Origin of the sequence: Stenotrophomonas maltophilia (assembly GCF_047782825.1) — a bacterium.
Lineage (GTDB): Bacteria > Pseudomonadota > Gammaproteobacteria > Xanthomonadales > Xanthomonadaceae > Stenotrophomonas.
The window spans coordinates 4072445-4090129 of the sequence record NZ_CP180589.1 but is presented as its reverse complement, the minus strand read 5'-3'; the positions used below and the strand labels follow the sequence as shown (position 1 = coordinate 4090129).

13 protein-coding genes are annotated in these 17685 nt (G+C 68.1%); 6 read left to right on the top strand and 7 right to left on the bottom strand.

The window, feature by feature from the left end; translation table 11 throughout:
- Positions 1-113 precede the first annotated feature (113 nt).
- The 3 genes from ACM2ZB_RS18890 to rsgA all read right to left on the bottom strand — a co-directional run bounded on the left by ACM2ZB_RS18890 (position 114) and on the right by rsgA (position 5219).
- Positions 114-2402 carry a TonB-dependent receptor gene (locus ACM2ZB_RS18890; RefSeq protein ID WP_416056567.1) on the bottom strand — a complete coding sequence of 763 codons (2289 nt, stop codon included), beginning with the start codon at positions 2400-2402 and terminating at the stop codon, positions 114-116.
- 327 nt (positions 2403-2729) lie between these two features.
- Positions 2730-3983 (bottom strand): flavohemoglobin expression-modulating QEGLA motif protein, encoded by a 1254-nt coding sequence (locus tag ACM2ZB_RS18885; protein ID WP_108769959.1) that lies wholly within the window; start codon positions 3981-3983, stop codon positions 2730-2732.
- A 126-nt stretch (positions 3984-4109) separates the two neighbouring features.
- Entirely contained in the window at positions 4110-5219 is a 1110-nt protein-coding gene (rsgA, locus tag ACM2ZB_RS18880) for a ribosome small subunit-dependent GTPase A (RefSeq protein WP_416056566.1), read from the bottom strand.
- 114 nt (positions 5220-5333) lie between these two features.
- Between rsgA and ACM2ZB_RS18875 the strand changes: the two genes are divergently transcribed.
- From ACM2ZB_RS18875 to ACM2ZB_RS18865, 3 genes are read left to right on the top strand one after another with little or no spacing between them, the layout of a single operon-like run.
- A complete protein-coding gene (locus ACM2ZB_RS18875) occupies positions 5334-6608 on the top strand; it encodes a pyridoxal phosphate-dependent aminotransferase (protein ID WP_416056565.1) in 1275 nt (424 codons plus the stop codon).
- A 2-nt stretch (positions 6609-6610) separates the two neighbouring features.
- Complete coding sequence (locus ACM2ZB_RS18870) at positions 6611-7228, top strand: SGNH/GDSL hydrolase family protein (RefSeq protein WP_416056564.1); 618 nt, start codon at positions 6611-6613, stop codon at positions 7226-7228.
- A gap of 4 nt (positions 7229-7232) precedes the next feature.
- The gene (locus tag ACM2ZB_RS18865; RefSeq protein ID WP_416056563.1) at positions 7233-7952 is read left to right on the top strand and encodes a methyltransferase domain-containing protein; all 720 of its coding nucleotides are present in this window, start codon (positions 7233-7235) and stop codon (positions 7950-7952) included.
- Between the two features lie 29 nt (positions 7953-7981).
- Here the strand turns inward: ACM2ZB_RS18865 and ACM2ZB_RS18860 are convergent, their stop codons facing one another.
- Positions 7982-8761: a polysaccharide deacetylase family protein gene (locus tag ACM2ZB_RS18860; protein ID WP_416056562.1), complete on the bottom strand. Its 780-nt coding sequence runs from the start codon at positions 8759-8761 to the stop codon at positions 7982-7984.
- A 60-nt stretch (positions 8762-8821) separates the two neighbouring features.
- Here ACM2ZB_RS18860 and grxD point away from each other — a divergent pair, with 60 nt between their 5' ends.
- Complete coding sequence (grxD, locus tag ACM2ZB_RS18855; RefSeq protein ID WP_416056561.1) at positions 8822-9748, top strand: Grx4 family monothiol glutaredoxin; 927 nt, start codon at positions 8822-8824, stop codon at positions 9746-9748.
- Positions 9749-9862: 114 nt separating this feature from the next.
- Here the strand turns inward: grxD and ACM2ZB_RS18850 are convergent, their stop codons facing one another.
- From ACM2ZB_RS18850 to ACM2ZB_RS18840, 3 genes are all read right to left on the bottom strand, one after another.
- A complete protein-coding gene (locus ACM2ZB_RS18850; RefSeq protein ID WP_416058582.1) occupies positions 9863-10402 on the bottom strand; it encodes a DUF924 family protein in 540 nt (179 codons plus the stop codon).
- 43 nt (positions 10403-10445) lie between these two features.
- Positions 10446-11222, bottom strand: coding sequence for an AMP nucleosidase (locus ACM2ZB_RS18845; RefSeq protein WP_313441594.1), 777 nt, complete (start codon positions 11220-11222; stop codon positions 10446-10448).
- Between the two features lie 127 nt (positions 11223-11349).
- A complete protein-coding gene (locus tag ACM2ZB_RS18840) occupies positions 11350-14754 on the bottom strand; it encodes an autotransporter domain-containing protein (protein ID WP_416056560.1) in 3405 nt (1134 codons plus the stop codon).
- Positions 14755-15007: 253 nt separating this feature from the next.
- Between ACM2ZB_RS18840 and ACM2ZB_RS18835 the strand changes: the two genes are divergently transcribed.
- The gene (locus ACM2ZB_RS18835) at positions 15008-16414 is read left to right on the top strand and encodes an amidohydrolase (protein WP_416056559.1); all 1407 of its coding nucleotides are present in this window, start codon (positions 15008-15010) and stop codon (positions 16412-16414) included.
- The gene (locus tag ACM2ZB_RS18830; RefSeq protein ID WP_416056558.1) at positions 16414-17676 is read left to right on the top strand and encodes an amidohydrolase family protein; all 1263 of its coding nucleotides are present in this window, start codon (positions 16414-16416) and stop codon (positions 17674-17676) included. The genes ACM2ZB_RS18835 and ACM2ZB_RS18830 overlap by 1 nt, the downstream gene beginning before the upstream one ends.
- The last annotated feature ends 9 nt before the right edge of the window (positions 17677-17685 follow it).

Sequence of the window (17685 nt, the reverse complement as noted above, 5' to 3'; positions counted from 1 at the left end):
TCGTGGCTCAGGGGTCCCTGCAGTCTAGCGGTCCCCTGCCGTTCATCCACGCATGGCGTGGATCTACTGACCAGGTAGATCCAAGCCACGCGTGGATGCACTGCCCTGCCCGGTCAGAACTCCGCCGCCACCGTCATGAACACCTGCCGCGGTGCGCTGGCGTGGATGGCATAACGCGTGCCGGTCGGGTCGGTCGGTGCGAACGAACTCAACTGGCCGGCGTAGCGCTTGTTGGTCAGGTTGGTCGCGTTCAACGACACGCGGACGTTGCGCAGGCCCATGCCCGGGCCGAAGTCATAGCCGGCACCGGCATCGAAGGTGGTCACGCCCGCCACCGACTGGTCGTTGGTGTAGGTGTAGTAGCGCTTGCCGGTGTACTTGGCGCGCAGGCTGGCGAAGAAGCCATCGCGGTTCCAGCTGATCTCGCTGGACGCCATGCGCTGCGGCGTGTCCACGGTGATCTTGCCGGCCACCGGCACGGTCGCGCCACCGGAGGTGTAGTCATCCTCGTAGGTGGTCTTGTTCCAGGACAGCGCGTTGTACCACTGCAGCCCATCAACCGGCTTGAGGATGAAGGTCAGTTCGGCGCCATGGCTTTTCACTGAACCCACGTTGATGAAGCGCGTCACGCACTCCGGGCGCGTGCCGACTTCGATGCTCGAGCACGGGTTGAGCGACAGCAGGCGGTTATCGAACGCCACGTTGTAGGCGGCGATGGACGCCTGGTACTTCTCACCGAAGGTACGGAAGCCGGCTTCCAGGCTCTTGGACTTTTCCGGTTCCAGCCCGGCGCTGGCCGCGAACGATTCCGGCGAGACCTGCAGCGGGCCACCGCTGCCGCCACCGACGAAGGCGGCGATGTTCTCGGCATACGAAGCGAACAGCTCGTTGTTGGCATTGAGCTTGAAGCCCACGCCGACCTGCGGCAGCACCGATTCCTTGGCGGTCAGCGTGCCCGAAGCGATGCTGGTTTCCACACCGCCCTTGGCGGTGGCGCGCATGCGCGTGTTCGGGCTCTTCAGGCCCACGTCCACGGTCAGGCGCTGGTCGAGGAAGCGCATGCGGTCCTGCACGTAGAACTGCTGCGTGCGGATGTCGAAGTCCTGGTTGAACAGCAGGCGGTCCGGGTTCTTCAGGTACAGATCATCCAGGAACGGGCCACTGATGTAGTAGAAATTGCGCGATACGTTGTGGTCGTTCTGCTCGTACCACAGGCCGGCTTCCAGCTCGTGGATGCCCACCTGCCACGACAGCGCGGCGGTCAGGCCGTCGCGGTTGATGGTGTAGTTGGTGCTGCGGATGGAGATCGGCAGCATCTGGTCGGTGCCCGGGTAGGACGGCTGGCCCGGCGCCCACCAGTGGCCCTGGCCACGGTTGTCGTGGTGGTAGGCCACCAGCTTCAGGCGGCCCTGCTCGCCCAGGCGCAGGTCGGCGTCGACCGAATACAGGTTGTCATCGCGCAGCGCGCGGCTCTGGTAGTAGGCATCGTCGATGCTGTTGACGCCGCCACTGAACTCGCACTTGGCCGGATCACGCGTGCCGGGGGCGCACCAGGCGGCCGCGACGGCACGGTCCCAGTCCGGCGCGTAGATGTTCCAGTCCCAGCCCAGGCCGCGGTCCAGCATGTCCTTGGAGAGATAGGCGTAGTTGGCCTGGCTGGCGCGCGAGGTGGCGACGAACGCACCGAAGCGATGGTCGCCGACGTTCCACACGGCCTTGGCGTTGAACTGGCGCGTGGTCTGGTTCTGGTACGGCGCGGCCCACATGTCCTGGTCCTGGTGCACGCCGGACACATAGGCGGAGAAGCCGTTGATGTCGCCGGTATCCACGCGCAGGAAGCCACGGCGCTGGTTGTTGTCGCCGACGGTGATGCTGGTACGGCCGCCGAATTCGCTGGACGGGTCCATCGAGAAGTACTGGATCGTGCCGCCCAGGTTGCTGGTGGAGGCCACGCCCAGCGAGCCGATGCCCTGCGACAGTTCAGCACCGGCGAGGTTCTCGGCGATCAGTGCGCGGGCGATGCTCAGGCCGTTGTAGTTGCCGTAGCTGTTGTCGCCGAGCGGGATGCCATCGAGCGTGTAGCCCAGGCGGCTCTTGTCGAAACCGCGCAGGCTGATGGTCTGCGATTCTTCGTTCGCACCGAAGGCATCGTTGGACTGCACCGACACGCCCGGCAGGCGGTCGAGGATCTTCTGGCCGCTGGTGCCCGGCGGCAGCACCTGCTTGTCCACGGTGGTGATGCGCTGCACCTGGCGGGTCTCGCCCTGACCGATCACCGAGACGGCGTCCAGTGTCTGCGCGCTGAGTGCGGCGTCGGCGGTGGCATCGGTGGTTTCAGCGGCATGCGCGCTGGCGGCGGAAAGCGCGATCGCCACGGCGATCGTGAGGTGTCGGGTCTGCATGTGGATCCATTGCATGGGGGGAGTCCGCCGCGACTCGGCACGGCGCGCCGCCACTATGCGAATGAAAGATGAAATGTTTTTTACGAAGTGGCGTGGGTGTTGCGGGCAGTGACGCGCGTCTCGTTCGTGGGGTTGTGTCGGCAGGGCTGCGCCCTGCACCCGCAGAAGCGGTAGTGCCGGCCGCTGGCCGGCAACTTCAGAAGCAAGAGCCTGCATTCCGTGGGATGGCGGGGTGGGTCCGGTTGCTGCGCAACGGGCTCTGACCCCGGTTCTGGTTCTGCTTTTGATCTTTGCGATCATTTTCGGTGGGGTTTCCACCAACGCCTTTTACTCCGGCGCCAGCTGGTCCATGCGTATGCGGTTGGCGAACAGCGAAAACGCCAGCATGCCCGCCAGGCCGTTCGCCCGGCTGACCCAGTGCGGCAGCCAGCGCGGTGGCTTCAACACGCCGCTCTCGAACAGGGGCGCGAACGCGATCGCGTCGGTCAGGCTCATCTTGCCGGCAAACAGCCAGCGGCAGACCTGCAGGCGATCTTCGGCCAACATGTGGCGGAAGAAGGTATGCACCGACACCAGCCCGCGCAGGTACACCGTGTCCTTGGTGAAGGCCAGGCCACCGCTCGGCGGTACGCCGCGGAACACGCGCTGCGCCGAGGCGAAGCTTTCCTCCGGGTTCTGCCCTGCATCGCAGAAGTAGCGGTACACCTCGATGAAGTCCGCACCCTCGCGCGCCATCGCGATGGCTTCGGTGCGCAGGCTGATGCGCTTCAGACGCTCGATGTCGATGCTGCCGGTGATCTGCTCGGCGAACGTGGCCAGGCCTTCCTGGGTGGCGGTCACCCGTGGCGAGGACAGCGCCAGGCTGGGCAGCACCGGTTGTTCGCGGCCGTTCAAGGCGGTCAGCGAATGCACCAGCGCTTCGTGGTGGAACAACTGCGCGCGGTCGTAGGCGCTGAAACGGGCACTGGTGCGCAGGCGGATGCGGGTCGGGCCGGCGGCGGCCTTGGAAACGAGTTCCGGGTCCAGCTGCACCTGGATGATGCGCGATTCGAAGAAGCCGTCCAGATCGTTCTGCAGCTGCAGCTGCAGGGCGATGGCGGAGACCGGAACCTGTTCTTCCGGCGCCAGCAGTTCACTGTCCAGTTCGCTGGCGATCTGGATGAAATGGCGTGCGGCTTCGCGTGTGCTGGGGCCATTGCCGGGCAGTGGCTGCTCCGGCGCACCGAACAGCTGCACCGAACAGCGGTCCACCGCGGCGGTGCCCAGGCCTTCCAGCAGCTGCGCGGCCAGGTCCCAGCTCTGCGCGGACTGCTGCACGTAATGGCCCAGCGGATGGCTCGGATCACACTCCGCGGCGATGGCCGCCAGCGCGCGGCGTTCCTCGCTGAAGTCCAGTTTCGGATAGTCCACCTTCGGCAGCACCGGCTGGCCGCGCGCCACGCTGTCCAGGAACGGTGCCTGCACCGTTGCCGGCCAACTGGTCAGCCCCAGCAGGCGGATGCCGCCCACGGCCTCGACCAGTCGCGCGTCGAGCGCCGCATGGTGGGCCACGTCATGGTCCAGCGTCGCGGTCGTTTCCATGGGCGGACTATAGCGCCCTGCCGTGTCCGGCGCTGCGCGCCGCCGCCCGAGCATCGGCTCGGGCGCTACAGGAAATGAGTCCGCCGCGGACCCACTGTAGAGCCGAGCCCACGCTCGGCTGCTGTGCTACCGCCGGCGGTTCTTGCTCGCCGGGCGGAACTGCTGGCCCTTGCCCTTCCTGCCGCCGCGCTCCTGCGCGGTCTCGGCCTGGCGCACGGCCAGCTTGGCAGCGGCAGCCGCCACTTCTTCCTTCAGCTTGAAGTAGTTCTGCAGCCGGCTCTCTTCAATCTCACCCGCATCGATGGCCGCGCGCACGGCACAGCCCGGTTCCTGCTGATGCATGCAATCGTTGAAGCGGCACTGTGCCGCCAACGCCTCGATATCGGCGAAACCACCTTCGGCCAGCGTCTCTTCACCGGTCGGCTTCAGCTCGCGCATGCCCGGCGTATCGATCAGGCACGCGCCCATCGGCAGCGACATCAGCGCGCGGTGGGTGGTGGTGTGGCGGCCGCGCGAATCGTTGGCGCGCACCGCATTGGTCTTCATCCGCTGTTCGCCCAGCAGGGTATTGGTCAGCGTGGATTTGCCGGCACCCGACGAGCCGACCAGCACCACCGTGCGGCCCGGGCCCAGCCACGGTTCCAGCACGGACACGCTGTCGGCATCCAGGCCATTGATCGCGTGCAGGGCGATGCCCTGCATCTCCAGTTCTTCCAGTACCGCCAGCGCATCTTCGCTGTATTCGGTCTGGTCGGCCTTGGTCAGCACCACCACCGGCTCGGCACCGCCACCGCCCACCAGCAGCAGGTAGCGCTCGATGCGGCGCGGATTGAAGTCGGCATCCAGGCCACAGACGATGAACACCGTATCGATGTTGGCCGCGATCACCTGCTGGTGGTAATGCTCGCCGGCCGCCCCCCGCTTGATGGCGGTACGCCGCGGCAGCAGCGCGACGATGCGGATGCCGTCCAGCAGCACCCAGTCGCCCACCGCCGGCCGTTCATGGCTGGGGAAGCGCGGGCGCTGCCATTCCGGCAGCGACTCGGCCTTGATCGAAGCCTCCGGGCCATCGGCCACCACGTAGTGGGTGCGGTGCTGTTCGATCACCCGCGCCGGGCGGGCCTGCGGGTGCGCGGCCATGGCGGCCTGCCAGTCGGCCTGCTGCGGCGGGCCCGGCCAGGGCCAGCCGATGGTCTGCAGGGCGGTGAAATCGGGGGTCTGGGTCATCGCCGCCATTCTAACCGGCCCGGTGCCCTGCCAGCCCAGCAACGGCGGGCGCTGGGGGCCTTGCCATGCACTGCAGCAATTCCGGTAGGATGGAATCCCCATGCCATTTGACGGCCCAGCCCCATGTCCACCCCCTCGCCCAAGCCCCTGGCCATCCGCGAGCGCCTTTCCGAAGTGCGCTACGAAATCCGCGGAGAACTGGCCCGGCGAGCGCGGGAGCTGGAGGCGCAGGGCCGCAAGCTGATCAAGCTGAACATCGGCAACCCCGGCAACTTCGGCTTCCGTGCGCCCGAACACCTGCAGCGCGCGATCGCCGATGACATGGGCCGCACCGATCCCTATACCCACCAGCAGGGCCTGCCGGTGGCCCGCGAAGCCATCGCTGCAGCCTATGCACGCCGTGGCGCACCTGATGCCCACCCGGACCGCGTGTTTGTCGGCAACGGCGTCAGCGAGCTGATCGACCTGTCGCTGCGTGCGCTGCTGAACCCCGGCGACGAAGTGCTGGTGCCCTCGCCGGACTACCCGCTGTGGTCGGCCGCCGCCATCCTCAACGACGGTCGCCCGGTGTATTACCGCTGCGCCGCCGAGAACGGCTTCCAGCCGGACCCGAGCGAGATCGAGAAGCTGGTGTCCTCGCGCACCCGCGCCATCGTGCTGATCAACCCGAACAACCCCAGCGGCGCCAGCTACCCGCGCGAACTGCTGGAGCGCGTGGTGGAGATCGCCCGCCGCCACAACCTGCTGCTGCTGGTCGATGAGATCTACGATCAGATCCTGTACGACGATGCGGTGTTCCAGCCGGTCGCACCGCTGGCCGGCGACCACCCGTGCCTGACCTTCAGTGGCCTGAGCAAGGTGCACCGTGCCTGCGGCTGGCGCGTGGGCTGGGCCCATCTGAGTGGCGACGATGCGCGCCTGGGCGAGTTCCGTGCGGCGCTGGACCTGCTCAGCGCCCTGCGCCTGTGCGCCAACGTGCCGGGCCAGTACGCCATCGACGCGGCAGTGAACGGCCCGGACACCATTTCCGGACTGTGTGCCCCCGGCGGCCGCCTGTATGAAACCCGCCGCGCGGTGATCGAGGCCTGCGAAGCCAGCGAGCACCTGTCGCTGGTCGCCCCGGCCGGCGCGCTGTACGCGTTCCCGGCGGTGGTCGGCGCCGCCGCCAGGGGCTTCGACGACCACAACTTCGCGCTGGACCTGATGAACGACGAAGGCGTGCTGGTCGTGCCCGGTTCCAGCTTCAACGTGCCTTACCGCCACCACTTCCGCGTGACCCTGTTGCCGGAAGCCTCGGTGATGCGCGATGTGTTCGCCCGCATCGACCGGGTGCTGGCCCGCCGCGCCGAGGATGCCACCAAGGTCGTGCCGCTGAAGCCGCGCCGTTCGGTGGCCTGAGCGTGGCGCTGTCCTACCTGGCCCTGGGCGATTCGTACACCATAGGCGAAGCGGTCGCGGTTGCAGGCCGCTGGCCGCACCAGCTGGCCGCAGCGCTGCGTGCGCAGGGCGTGGATCTTGCCGACCCGCAGACCATCGCCACCACCGGCTGGACCACCGATGAGCTGGACGCCGGCATCGATGCGGCCGCCCCGCAGGGCCCGTTCGATGTGGTCAGCCTGCTGATCGGCGTCAACAACCAGTACCGCAGCCGCCCGCTGGACGAATACCGCCAGCAGTTCGCGGCCCTGCTGGAGCGTGCGATCGGCTTCGCCGGTGGCGATGCCGGCCGCGTGCTGGTGCTGTCCTTCCCCGACTGGGGCGCGACCCCGTTCGGTGCCGGCAGTGGCCATGACCTCGCCCGCGTCGAGATCGAGACCGACGAATTCAACGCCGCCGCCGAAGTCATCAGCACCCACCGTGGCGTGGCGTTCGTCGACATCACCGATATCAGCCGTGCACACGGCGGGGATCCGGCGATGATCGCCGACGACGGCCTGCACCCTTCGGCGGCCATGTACGCGCTGTGGGCGGCACGCGCCCTGCCCATGGCTGCACAGCTTCTACAGCACACGGACTGAGACGATGGATGGCACGCCACGGAATGGCACACCGCTGAGCTGTTCGCCGCTGGATGCCCCACAGGCGCGGGCGATCGCCGAAGCGTTCCGCCCGCCGCAGGCCTGGGGCAGCCGCCGCGACTACTACTACACGCGCGGCAAGCTGGGCAGCGACCCGCTGTACGACGGCGTGCTGCAGCATCTTCCCGATGATGGCCAGCCACTGCTCGATCTGGGCTGCGGGTTGGGCCTGTTCGCGCACGTGCTGCGCCAGCGTGGCCGCCGCCAGGCCTATTTGGGCGTGGACGTGGATGCCGGCAAGATCCAGCGCGCGCAGCGGGCCGGTACCGACCTGGCCGATGCCCGTTTTGATTGCCTGGATGTGCAGGCGCCGCTGCCGGCACAGACAGGGCATGTGCTGCTGCTGGACGTGCTGCAGTACCTGGACGCACAGCCGCAGCTGGAGCTTCTGAAAGCTGCCAGCGCGCGGGTGGCGCCGGGCGGCAGACTGCTGCTGCGCACGCCGCTGGCCACCGGTGACCGCCGCGACCGCACCACGCGGGTGACCGACCGCCTGGCCTGGCTGGTGGGCTGGATGGGCACCCGGCCGAGGCATTACCCGGATCCTGCGCGGCTGCGGGCCACGCTGGCCGAAGCGGGGTTGCAGGTGGGGGACCTACGGCCGCTGCATGGGCGTACCCCGTTCAACAGCTGGCTGCTGGTGGCGCACCGATCCACCGTGTAGAGCCGAGCGTAGGCTCGGGCGCTACCGTATTACAGGGACGGCAGCTGCGCCTTCAGGCCGCGTTCGTCCAGCGCCTGCAGCACGCGTTCGATGATGGCCAGGTTGTGGCCGTGCGCGGCGCCTTCATGCAGCAGGACGATGGCGCCGGGGCGCAGGTCCGGCAGCAGGCGCGCCAGCACGCCGTCAGGGGTGCAGCCCACGCCGTCGTAACCGCGCGCGGTCCAGCCCACGCGGACCAGGCCCAGCGCCTTCAGCACCGGTGCCACGAACGGGTTGGTCATGCCCACCACCGAGCGGTACCAGCGCACCGGGCGGCCGCTGACCGCCTGCAGGGCATGGTGGCAGCCTTCGATCTCGGCCCGCATCGCGCCCGGGCCCAGCCGCCAGAAGCGGGTCTGCGGGTGGGTATGGCTGTGGTTGCCCAGGTCGTGGCCGCGGCGCAGGATCTCCTCCACCAGGGCCGGATGCGCCAATGCGCGCTCGCCCACCAGAAAGAAGGTCGCCCGCGCCTGGTGTCTGTCAAGCAGGTCCAGCAGGGCCGGGGTCTCCGCGCTGGGGCCATCGTCGATGGTCAGCCAGACGCTGTTGCCGGCCTCGGGCAGGCGGTCCAGGACCGGCGCATAGAAGCGGCTGTTGGGCAGGAACACCGGCACCATGAACAGCGCGTGCGAGGCCACCATCAGCGGCAGGCCCCAGTGCCAGCCGGCCATCGCCCACACCAGGATCACGGCAAGCTGCGACGCCACCAGCCAGGGCAGCCAGCGCCAGGGGCGGGCCGGGATGCGATGCAATGTTGCTGCGTTGGTCATGTCCCATGATGCCATGGGGCGTAGAATGGGTGATTCGAATTTCCGGACCCTTGACCTCACATGTCCCTCGATCCCGCCCTGCGTTCGCGCATCGAAACCCTCCTCAACGCCAACCGCGTCGTGCTGTTCATGAAGGGCCAGCCGTCGATGCCGCAGTGCGGCTTCTCGGCCAAGGCCGTGGGCGCCCTGCAGGACCTGGGCGTGGACTTCGCCCACGTCAACGTGCTGGCCGACCAGGAAATCCGTGAAGGCATCAAGGCCTATGGCGACTGGCCGACCATCCCGCAGCTGTACATCGACGGCGAACTGGTCGGCGGCAGCGACATCGTGCTGCAGATGGCCGCCAGCGGCGAACTGAGCAGCGTGCTGGGCCTGGCCGCGCCGGACCGCACCCCGCCGCGCATCACCGTCACCCCGGCCGCCGTGGAAATGCTCAAGGGCGCGCTGGCCGATGCCCCGGGCGCTTCGCTGCAGCTGACCATCGATGCGCGCTTCCAGCCGAACTTCCAGCTGGCCCCGCACGACGAAGGCGCCATCGCCGCCGAATCCAACGGCCTGCGCGTGCAGTTCGACCTGTCCAGCGCGCGCCGCGCCGACGGCATCACCATCGACTGGGTCGATGACATCCGCGGCAAGGGTCTGGCCATCGACAACCCGAACGCGCCCAAGCCGGTGCAGGAAATCAGCGTCCGCGACGCCGACGACCTGGTGCGTGCCGGCAACGTGACCCTGGTGGACGTGCGTCCGGCCGAGGAACGCGCCATCGCCGCCGTGGGCGTGCCGTTCAAGAGCTTCGACGGCAACGGCCGTGCCGAGCTGGAAGCCCTGCCCAAGGACACCGCCCTGGCCTTCCTGTGCCACCACGGTGGCCGCAGCGCGCAGGCCGCCGAGCAGTTCCGCACCCTGGGCTTCACCAAGGTCTTCAACGTCACCGGCGGCATCGACGCCTGGTCGGACGAAGTGGACAACGGCGTGCCGAAGTACTGATCGGCCACAGCGGGTTCAGAGCCCTTTCCTGCGGAAAGGGCTCTGAACCCACCACGAAAAACGCCGGCAATTGCCGGCGTTTTTTGTTGCCCACCGGCGGAAAACCCGCGGCCGTCAGCCTGCGAAGCCGCCTTCGGCCAGGTAATCCAGTTCCTCCGGGCTCGGAATACGACCCAGCACGGCATTGCGGTGCGGGAAGCGGCCGAAGCGGCGGATCACGTCACGGTGCAGTTCGGCGTACTGCAGGTACTCCTTGTCACCCAGCACATCGAACATCGCCACCGAGCGGTCCTGGTCGAACGGATCCTCGGAATGCTCGAACGGCAGGTAGATGAAGGCGCGCAGCTTGGGCACCAGCTGCAGGTCCAGGCCTTCCTCGATGGCCCGCATGGCGTAGTGCCGGGCCAGGCCATCGGTGGCATAGGAATGGGCGGTGCCGCGGAAGCAGTTGCGCGGGAACTGGTCCAGCAGCAGCATCAGCGCCAGCGCGCCCTCGGCACTGCCCAGCCAGTGTTCGCGGCCGCGCGAGGCCGCCGCGTAGTGTTCCTCCAGGAACAGTCCGCGGAACCGTGCGTCGAACGCATCATCGCGGGCGAACCACTTCGCCGGGCCCGCCTCGCTCCAGAATTCCACCACTTGCGCGGCAACGTCCATCACCTGCTCTCCAGGGCCGGCGCGCCGCGCCAGGCCATCGTCATCATTCATCGAAGCGCAGGTGGCGGACCGACTTGCCGTTGCGCCCGATAAGCTTAAGCGCCTCGATGCCGATCTGGATATGGTTTTCCACGAACTGCGAGCTGACCTTGGCGTCGGAGGCCTCGGTCTTGACCCCGTCGGGGATCATCGGCTGGTCCGAGACCAGCAGCAGGGCGCCGGCCGGGATGTGGTTGGCGAAGCCGGCGGCGAACACGGTAGCCGTCTCCATGTCGATGGCCATGCAGCGCATCGCCCGCAGCCGCTCCTTGAAGGCCTCGTCGTGTTCCCAAACCCGGCGGTTGGTGGTGTAGACGGTGCCGGTCCAGTAGTCGTGGCCCAGGTCGCGGATCATCGTGGACACCGCACGCTGCAGGGCGAAGGCCGGCAGGGCCGGCACTTCCGGCGGCAGATAATCGCCGGAGGTGCCCTCGCCGCGGATGGCCGCAATGGGCAGCACCAGGTCGCCCAGCTGGTTCTTGCGCTTGAGGCCACCGCACTTGCCCAGGAACAGCACGGCCTTGGGCATCACCGCCGACAGCAGGTCCATGATGATGGCGGCATTGGGGCTGCCCATGCCGAAGTTGATCATGGTGATGCCGTCGATGGTGGCACTGGCCATCGGCCGGTCCAGGCCGACGATGGGGGCACCGGTCAGCTCGGAAAAGGTATGCAGGTAGCCGCCGAAGTTGGTCAGCAGGATGTGCTGGCCGAATTGGTCCAGGGGCACGCCGGTATAGCGTGGCAGCCAGTTGTCGACGATTTCCTGCTTGCTCTTCATGGGGCCTCCGGTACGGCGTGGGGGCTGCCATTTTACGCGTGCGGCGCCCGGCCCACACCCGCGCCACAACGAAGAAGGGCGGCCTCGCGGCCGCCCTCCCGGGGGTTCCCGAAGGAACCGGAGGTGCTTAGAAGCGCACCGACCAGCGCAGGTTGGCACCGTGGTCGCGGCTTTCATCGCCGTACTGGCCGCTGTAGCCCAGTTCCAGCTGCTGGCGCTCGGTCAGCCAGGCCGACAGGCCCAGTTCGGCCACCACGGCGCTGTCAGCGATCGGCGCACCGCTGACCACGAACGCGTCGCTGCCGCTGGCGAAGGCCAGGGTGGCCGACGGGTCGCGGTCACCGCTGGCCCGGCGGTAGCCCACCGCACCACGCAGGTGCAGCCAGCTGTCCTGCTGGAACGAGGCCTTCAGGCCCTTGTCGAAGCGCACACCGGCCGTGGCCACGGTGGTGCGGGCGTCGTCCACCCGGCCCTGCAGGGCTGCCGCGCCACCGTGTTCGGTGACGTGCTTGGTGTCCACCTCAACGCGGGCCAACTGCAGGTAGGGCTCCAGACCGGCTTCGCGGCCGCCGAAGCGGTAAGCCGCTTCGATGAAGGCCTGGCGGGTGCGAGCGTCGTAGCGGGCGCTCAGCGTATCGCTGTAACCGGCGAAGGCCAGTTCACGGGTGCTGTCCACATCGTGGTTGCTCCACGCCACGCCGCCACGCAGGCCGAAACCGCCCCAGTTGTGGCTGGCGTACGCACCGAAGTGGGTATTGTCGATCTTCGAACGCGCGCGGCGACCCTGCTGCTGCTTCAGGTCGGTACGGCCGGTACCGGCCAGCAGGCCCACCTGCCAGCCACCGAACTCGCGGTCCACGCCGACCAGCAGGCCGTTGTTGTTGGCCTCGCTGCGGGCGGTGTTGCTGTTGCCGTCCAGGGTGGTGCTGCCGCCGATGGCCTGTACCCACAGACCGGTGGCATCGCCCTCGCTGGCGCCCGGGGCGGTGGCACCGGCACGGCGCGACAGCGCGGCATCACGCACGTAACGGCTGCTTTCGAGCAGCGCTGCGGCGGTGGCGGCATGTACTTCGCCGCTCAGGCTGTCCAGCGCCGCACCCACCTGTTCCGGGAACAGCATGGTCAGCGGGCGCGGCAGGCCCTGGCCGACCGCCAGGCCGTCGGCCACGGTGGCCACGCTGCGCTGGTTGGCGGTGGTGGCAGCGGTGGTCAGCGAGTTGCCACGGGCCACTTCAATGCGCGTACCCGCTGCACCGTAGACCAGGTTGAACTGCATGAACGGCGAGAATGCGCTGAAGTCGGTGGTGGCGAACTGGCCGCTCACGCCGCCATCGGCACGGATGAAGTTGAACTGCTCGCCCAGGTAGTAGATGCCCGGTTCCGGCAGGGCCACCAGAGTGCCGCCGAGGGTGGCGGTGCCGGTGACATGCAGCTGGTCGCTGCGGCTGCCCGGGGCCACTTCGGCCTGGTACACGCCGGTGGCGGTCTGCACGTAGTTGCCGTTGATGGTGAGCGTGCCGATCGAGTTGCCGGGGGCGATGATGCCGGCCACGGTGGTGTCGCCCAGCTGGCCGACGCCCTTCAGCGTGCCCTTTTCACCCACGAAGGTCAGGCCACCGGTCTGCACGCCGTTGAACGACAGCACGCCGCCCATGATGGTCAGGTTGGAGCCGTCCAGCACGCCGCTGGCGTTGACCCGGCTGACGCCACCCAGGGTGGTCAATGCGGTGTTCTTCAGGGTGCCGTTGAGCAGGAAGCTGCCACCGGTCACGTCCACGGCGCTGGCCAGCGTATTGACGCCATCCAGTTCCAGCACGCCTTCGCGCACCACCGCACCGTTGAAGCTGTTGTTGCCGCTCAGGCGCAGCCAGCCGGCGCCGCTCTTGGTCAGCTTGCCCGGGCCACCGATGTCATTGGTCCAGTCGTCCCACGCATCGCCTTCCCACACCTTCAGGCCGCCGGCCTTCTGGTTCATCACCACGTCGGTGTCCACGCGCAGCGAGCCGTAGCCTTCGATGGCCTTGGCCAGGTTCATCAGGCCCCAGCCGTAGACATCGTCCACGCCGGCCGCGCCCAGGTCGGTGGTGGTGGTCAGCAGCACGTCGCGCACCTGCGCGCTGTCCAGGTACGGGAAGCGCTCGAACAGCAGGGCCAGCGCGCCGGTGACATGCGGGGCGGCCATGGACGTGCCGGTCTTGTTGCCGTAGGTGTGCTCAGGGGCATCGGCCACCACGTCCAGCACCACGTTGCCGTCTGCATCCTGATCGATGCTGCCGGTCAGGCCACGGTTGGCGTATTCGGTGGAATAGATGTCGGTACCCGGTGCAGCCAGGCACCAGTTGGCACTGTAGCCGCAGCGGTTGGACGACTCGTCCAGCACGTAGCTGGAATCACCGTCCGGGCGGACATTGACCACGCTCAGCCAGTACGCCTCGATATCGGCGTACTTGCGCGGCAGGGTGGCGTAGACGCCAGCGATGGGCGCCTGTTCCGGGGTGGCCGGGTTGGCGTTGTTGTTGCCGGCCGCCCACACCTGGACCATGCCGCGCTCGCGCGAGCCATCGGCATAGACGGCGAAGTAATCGTCGTTGCCGGCGAAGTCGTAGAGGCCATCCAGGTCCTCAAGCGTTTCCGGTTCCTGGCCCAGGCCCCAGCTGTGGTTGATCGCGCGAACGCCCTGGGCGTTCATCTGCGCGTACATGTCAGCGGTGGTTTCCGGGCTCGGCCCCACCTGCGGGAACGGCGAACCGGGGATGTAGTAGTTGCCGACCAGGTTCCACTCGCTGTAGCTGTTGAAGAACAGGCGCGCGGTGGTCAGGTCCGCGCCGAAGGCCACGCCGTGCATGCCGCTGCCATCGCGGTTGCCCACCATCGTGCCGGCCACATGGGTGCCGTGCGAGTTGTAGGTCATGCCATACGGCGCGCCGGCGGCGATCAGGTAATCGATGTCGGCATCGTCAAGCGTGGCACCGAAGCCCAGCGCTTCGATGGCCACGGTATTGCCATCGGTGGAGAAGCACGCACCCGGGCCGGCGATGATCGCGGTATTGGCGCAGGGCGAACCATCAGCCAGCAGATCGGCCAGGTGGATGCTGCGGTGGTCCTTCCCGGCGAACTCCGGATGGTCCAGGCCCACGCCACTGTCGAACACGCCCAGGCGGATGCCCTTGCCGGTCAGGCCGCGCGCATAGGCCGCGTCGGCATTGATGGCCTGCAGGCCCCAGTCGTTGTTGAACTCAGTGCTGCGCCAGCTGGCCAGATCACCGGGCGTGCCCATCACCGGCATTTCCGGACCCGCATCGGCCGGCACGAAGCCGCTCGCCGGTGCGGCGAAGGTCGACAGCGACGGCGCGGCGAAGGACGCCTGCAGGCTGCGCTGGAACTGGTAACGGGATACTTCGTCATCGCCACCCTGCGCCAGCGCCGGCAGCGATGCTGCCATCAGCAGCGAACCGATAATGGCCGAGGCCAGCGGTGACGGGAGGAAGGAACGACGGGAAGAGGTGGTGCGATACGACGTCGAAACAGTCATCAGCAAGTACGTCCTTGATTCCATGAAATGTTGCAGGTGCGGCCCCGTCATGGAGCCGTACACACCCTCGCGGCAGGTCAGCGCGCGCTGTTCTGCATGTCGGTAACGGCATGCCTCATTGAAACTTAATATTTTTTTCACATTGACTGTATAGGGGAAGTCCTACCCACCTCCCCTGCCCAAGGTCACTTGGCAAGCCGCCCTGCACACGGCTAGCGTCGATGGATTCTTGGGGGTGGGACGAGGAATCCGCATGACATCCGCGCTGTTGCGCGCCGGGCTGGGCCTGGCGCTGGTCTCGCTGTGGGCCGCACCGGCAGTAGGCGCATCGCGCTTCCTGCAGGACCCTTATCCCAGCACCTACCGTGCGCATCCCGATGGCCCGGTGCTGATCCAGAACGCCACCGTGCTGACCGGCACCGGCCAGCGCCTGGACAACGCCGATGTGCTGCTGCGTGACGGCCGCATCGTGGCCGTTGGCCCGCGGCTGCAGGCCGATGCGGGCATCACCCGCATCGATGCGCAGGGCAAGTGGGTCACCCCGGGCCTGATCGACGTGCATTCGCACCTGGGCGTCTACCCCAGCCCCGGCGTGAGCGCGCACAGCGACGGCAACGAGATGACCGCACCGGTCACTGCCAACGTCTGGGCCGAACATTCGGTGTGGCCGCAGGACCCCGGCTTTTCCGCCGCGCTGGCCGGCGGCGTGACCAGCATGCAGGTGCTGCCCGGCTCGGCCAACCTGGTTGGCGGCCGCGGCGTGGTGCTGAAGAACGTGCCGGCCACCACCTACCAGGCCATGAAATTCCCCGGTGCCCCCTGGGGCCTGAAGATGGCCTGCGGCGAAAACCCCAAGCGCGTCTATGGCGGCAAGGGCACTGCCCCGGCTACCCGCATGGGCAATGTGGCCGGCTACCGCGCCGCCTTCATCGATGCCGCCGACTACATCGCCAAAAACAGCCCCAAGCCGGCCAAGCGCAAGGGCTGGTTCGGCAGCGACAAGGGCGACAGCGCCGGTGATGCCGGTGGCAAGCGCGACCTCAAGCTGGACACGCTGGCCGGCGCCATCCAGGGCGATATCCGTGTGCACATCCACTGCTACCGCGCCGACGAAATGGCCACCATGCTCGACCTGGCCAAGGAATTCGGCTTCAAGGTGGCCGCCTTCCACCACGGCGTGGAAGCCTACAAGCTGGCCGACCGGCTGGCCGCCGATGGCGTCTGCGGTGCGCTGTGGGCCGACTGGTGGGGCTTCAAGATGGAGGCCTTCGATGGCATCGCCGAGAACATCGCGCTGGTCGACCGGCCGAAGAACAGTTGCGCCATCGTCCATTCCGATTCACCCGAGGGCATCCAGCGCCTGAACCAGGAGGCGGCCAAGGTGATGGCGGCGGCACGCCGCGCGCGCATGCCCGACATTGCCCCGGAACACGCGATCACCTGGATGACCGTCAACGCCGCCAAGGCACTGGGCATCGAAGGCCAGACCGGCACCCTGGAGGCCGGCAAGATGGCCGACGTGGTGGTCTGGAACGGCAATCCCTTCAGTTCGTATGCACTGGCCGAACAGGTGTTCATCGACGGGCGGCGACTGTACGACCGCAGCACGCCGGCGGCGACGCCGCGGTCGGATTTCCAGCTCGGGCAGGAGGTGCGGTGATGGGGGTGTTGAACAAACGTCACCGAGCATGGCTCGGCGCTACCGTCATGGCGATGGCAAGCATCGCGGGCACGACATCGGCGCAGGACCTGCTGGTGCGCAACGCCACGGTGCATACCGCCAGCACCCGAGGGAGCCTGCAGAACACCGATGTTCTGGTGCAGGGCGGACTGATCCGCGCGGTCGGGCCGGGCCTGTCGGCGCCGGCCGGCGTGGCCGTGGTGGAGGCCAATGGCCGCCCGCTCACGCCGGCCCTGTTCGGTGGCATCACCGAGATCGGCATCGAGGAAGTGTCCGGTGAATCGAGCACGGTGGACAGCACGCTGAAAATGGGCGAGCAGCCGTTGCGCCCGGAATTCGACGTCACCCTCGCCTACAACCCGGCCTCGGTGCTGATTCCCGTGGCGCGCCTGGACGGCATCGGCTTCACCGCACTGGGGGCGGCCACCGGCGGTGGCTTCGTGGCCGGCCAGGGCGGGGTGATGCGTCTGGATGGCAGCGCCGACCCGATCGGCCCGCGCGCGCTGTTCCTGCGCCTGGGCGCGGCCGCTTCGGAACTGACCGGGCAATCGCGCGCGGCGCAGTGGATGCTGCTGCAGCAGATGGTGGATGAAGCACGTGGCCAGGTGGCCGCCGATTCGCCGCATGCCCTGCTCACCCCGGCCGGGCGCCGCACCCTGGCGCGCTACCTGGGCGGCCAGGGCCGCATCGTGGTGGATGTGGACCGCGCCGCCGACATCCGCCAGCTGCTGCGCTGGGCCGCGCGCGAGAAGGTCAAGATCGCCATCGCCGGCGGTGCCGAGGCCTGGCAGCTGGCGCCGGAACTGGCCACCGCGCAGGTGCCGGTGTTTGTCGATGCGCTGGGCAACCTGCCCACCAGTTTCGACCAGATCGGTGCCAGCCTGGAAAATGCCGCGCGCCTGCAGCGGGCGGGCGTGCCGGTGGCCTTCGCCCAGCGCGACGATGCTTCGCACAACGCGCGCAAGATGCGCCAGCTGGCCGGCAACGCAGTGGCCAATGGTCTGCCCTGGGCCGACGGCCTGGCCGGACTGACCCGGGTACCGGCACAGGCGCTGGGCGTGGCCGACCAGATCGGCACGATCGAACCCGGCAAGCGCGCCGACCTGGTGCTGTGGGAAGGCGACCCGCTGGATGTGGCGCACTATGCCGAACAGGTCTGGCTGGGCGGCCGCGCCATGCCCATGCGTTCGCGCCAGACCGAACTGCGCGACCGGTACCTGCAGCGCAACGCGACCCCCTGATTGCCCGAG

Coding starts and splice junctions, on each gene's coding strand:
- rsgA (WP_416056566.1), bottom strand. CDS start 5,219: ATGGCGGCGATGACCCAGACCCCCGATTTCACCGCCCTGCAGACCATC.
- ACM2ZB_RS18865 (WP_416056563.1), top strand. CDS start 7,233: ATGGATGGCACGCCACGGAATGGCACACCGCTGAGCTGTTCGCCGCTG.
- grxD (WP_416056561.1), top strand. CDS start 8,822: ATGTCCCTCGATCCCGCCCTGCGTTCGCGCATCGAAACCCTCCTCAAC.
- ACM2ZB_RS18850 (WP_416058582.1), bottom strand. CDS start 10,402: ATGGACGTTGCCGCGCAAGTGGTGGAATTCTGGAGCGAGGCGGGCCCG.
- ACM2ZB_RS18885 (WP_108769959.1), bottom strand. CDS start 3,983: ATGGAAACGACCGCGACGCTGGACCATGACGTGGCCCACCATGCGGCG.
- ACM2ZB_RS18860 (WP_416056562.1), bottom strand. CDS start 8,761: ATGACCAACGCAGCAACATTGCATCGCATCCCGGCCCGCCCCTGGCGC.
- ACM2ZB_RS18835 (WP_416056559.1), top strand. CDS start 15,008: ATGACATCCGCGCTGTTGCGCGCCGGGCTGGGCCTGGCGCTGGTCTCG.
- ACM2ZB_RS18890 (WP_416056567.1), bottom strand. CDS start 2,402: ATGCAGACCCGACACCTCACGATCGCCGTGGCGATCGCGCTTTCCGCC.
- ACM2ZB_RS18845 (WP_313441594.1), bottom strand. CDS start 11,222: ATGAAGAGCAAGCAGGAAATCGTCGACAACTGGCTGCCACGCTATACC.
- ACM2ZB_RS18830 (WP_416056558.1), top strand. CDS start 16,414: ATGGGGGTGTTGAACAAACGTCACCGAGCATGGCTCGGCGCTACCGTC.
- ACM2ZB_RS18875 (WP_416056565.1), top strand. CDS start 5,334: ATGTCCACCCCCTCGCCCAAGCCCCTGGCCATCCGCGAGCGCCTTTCC.
- ACM2ZB_RS18840 (WP_416056560.1), bottom strand. CDS start 14,754: ATGACTGTTTCGACGTCGTATCGCACCACCTCTTCCCGTCGTTCCTTC.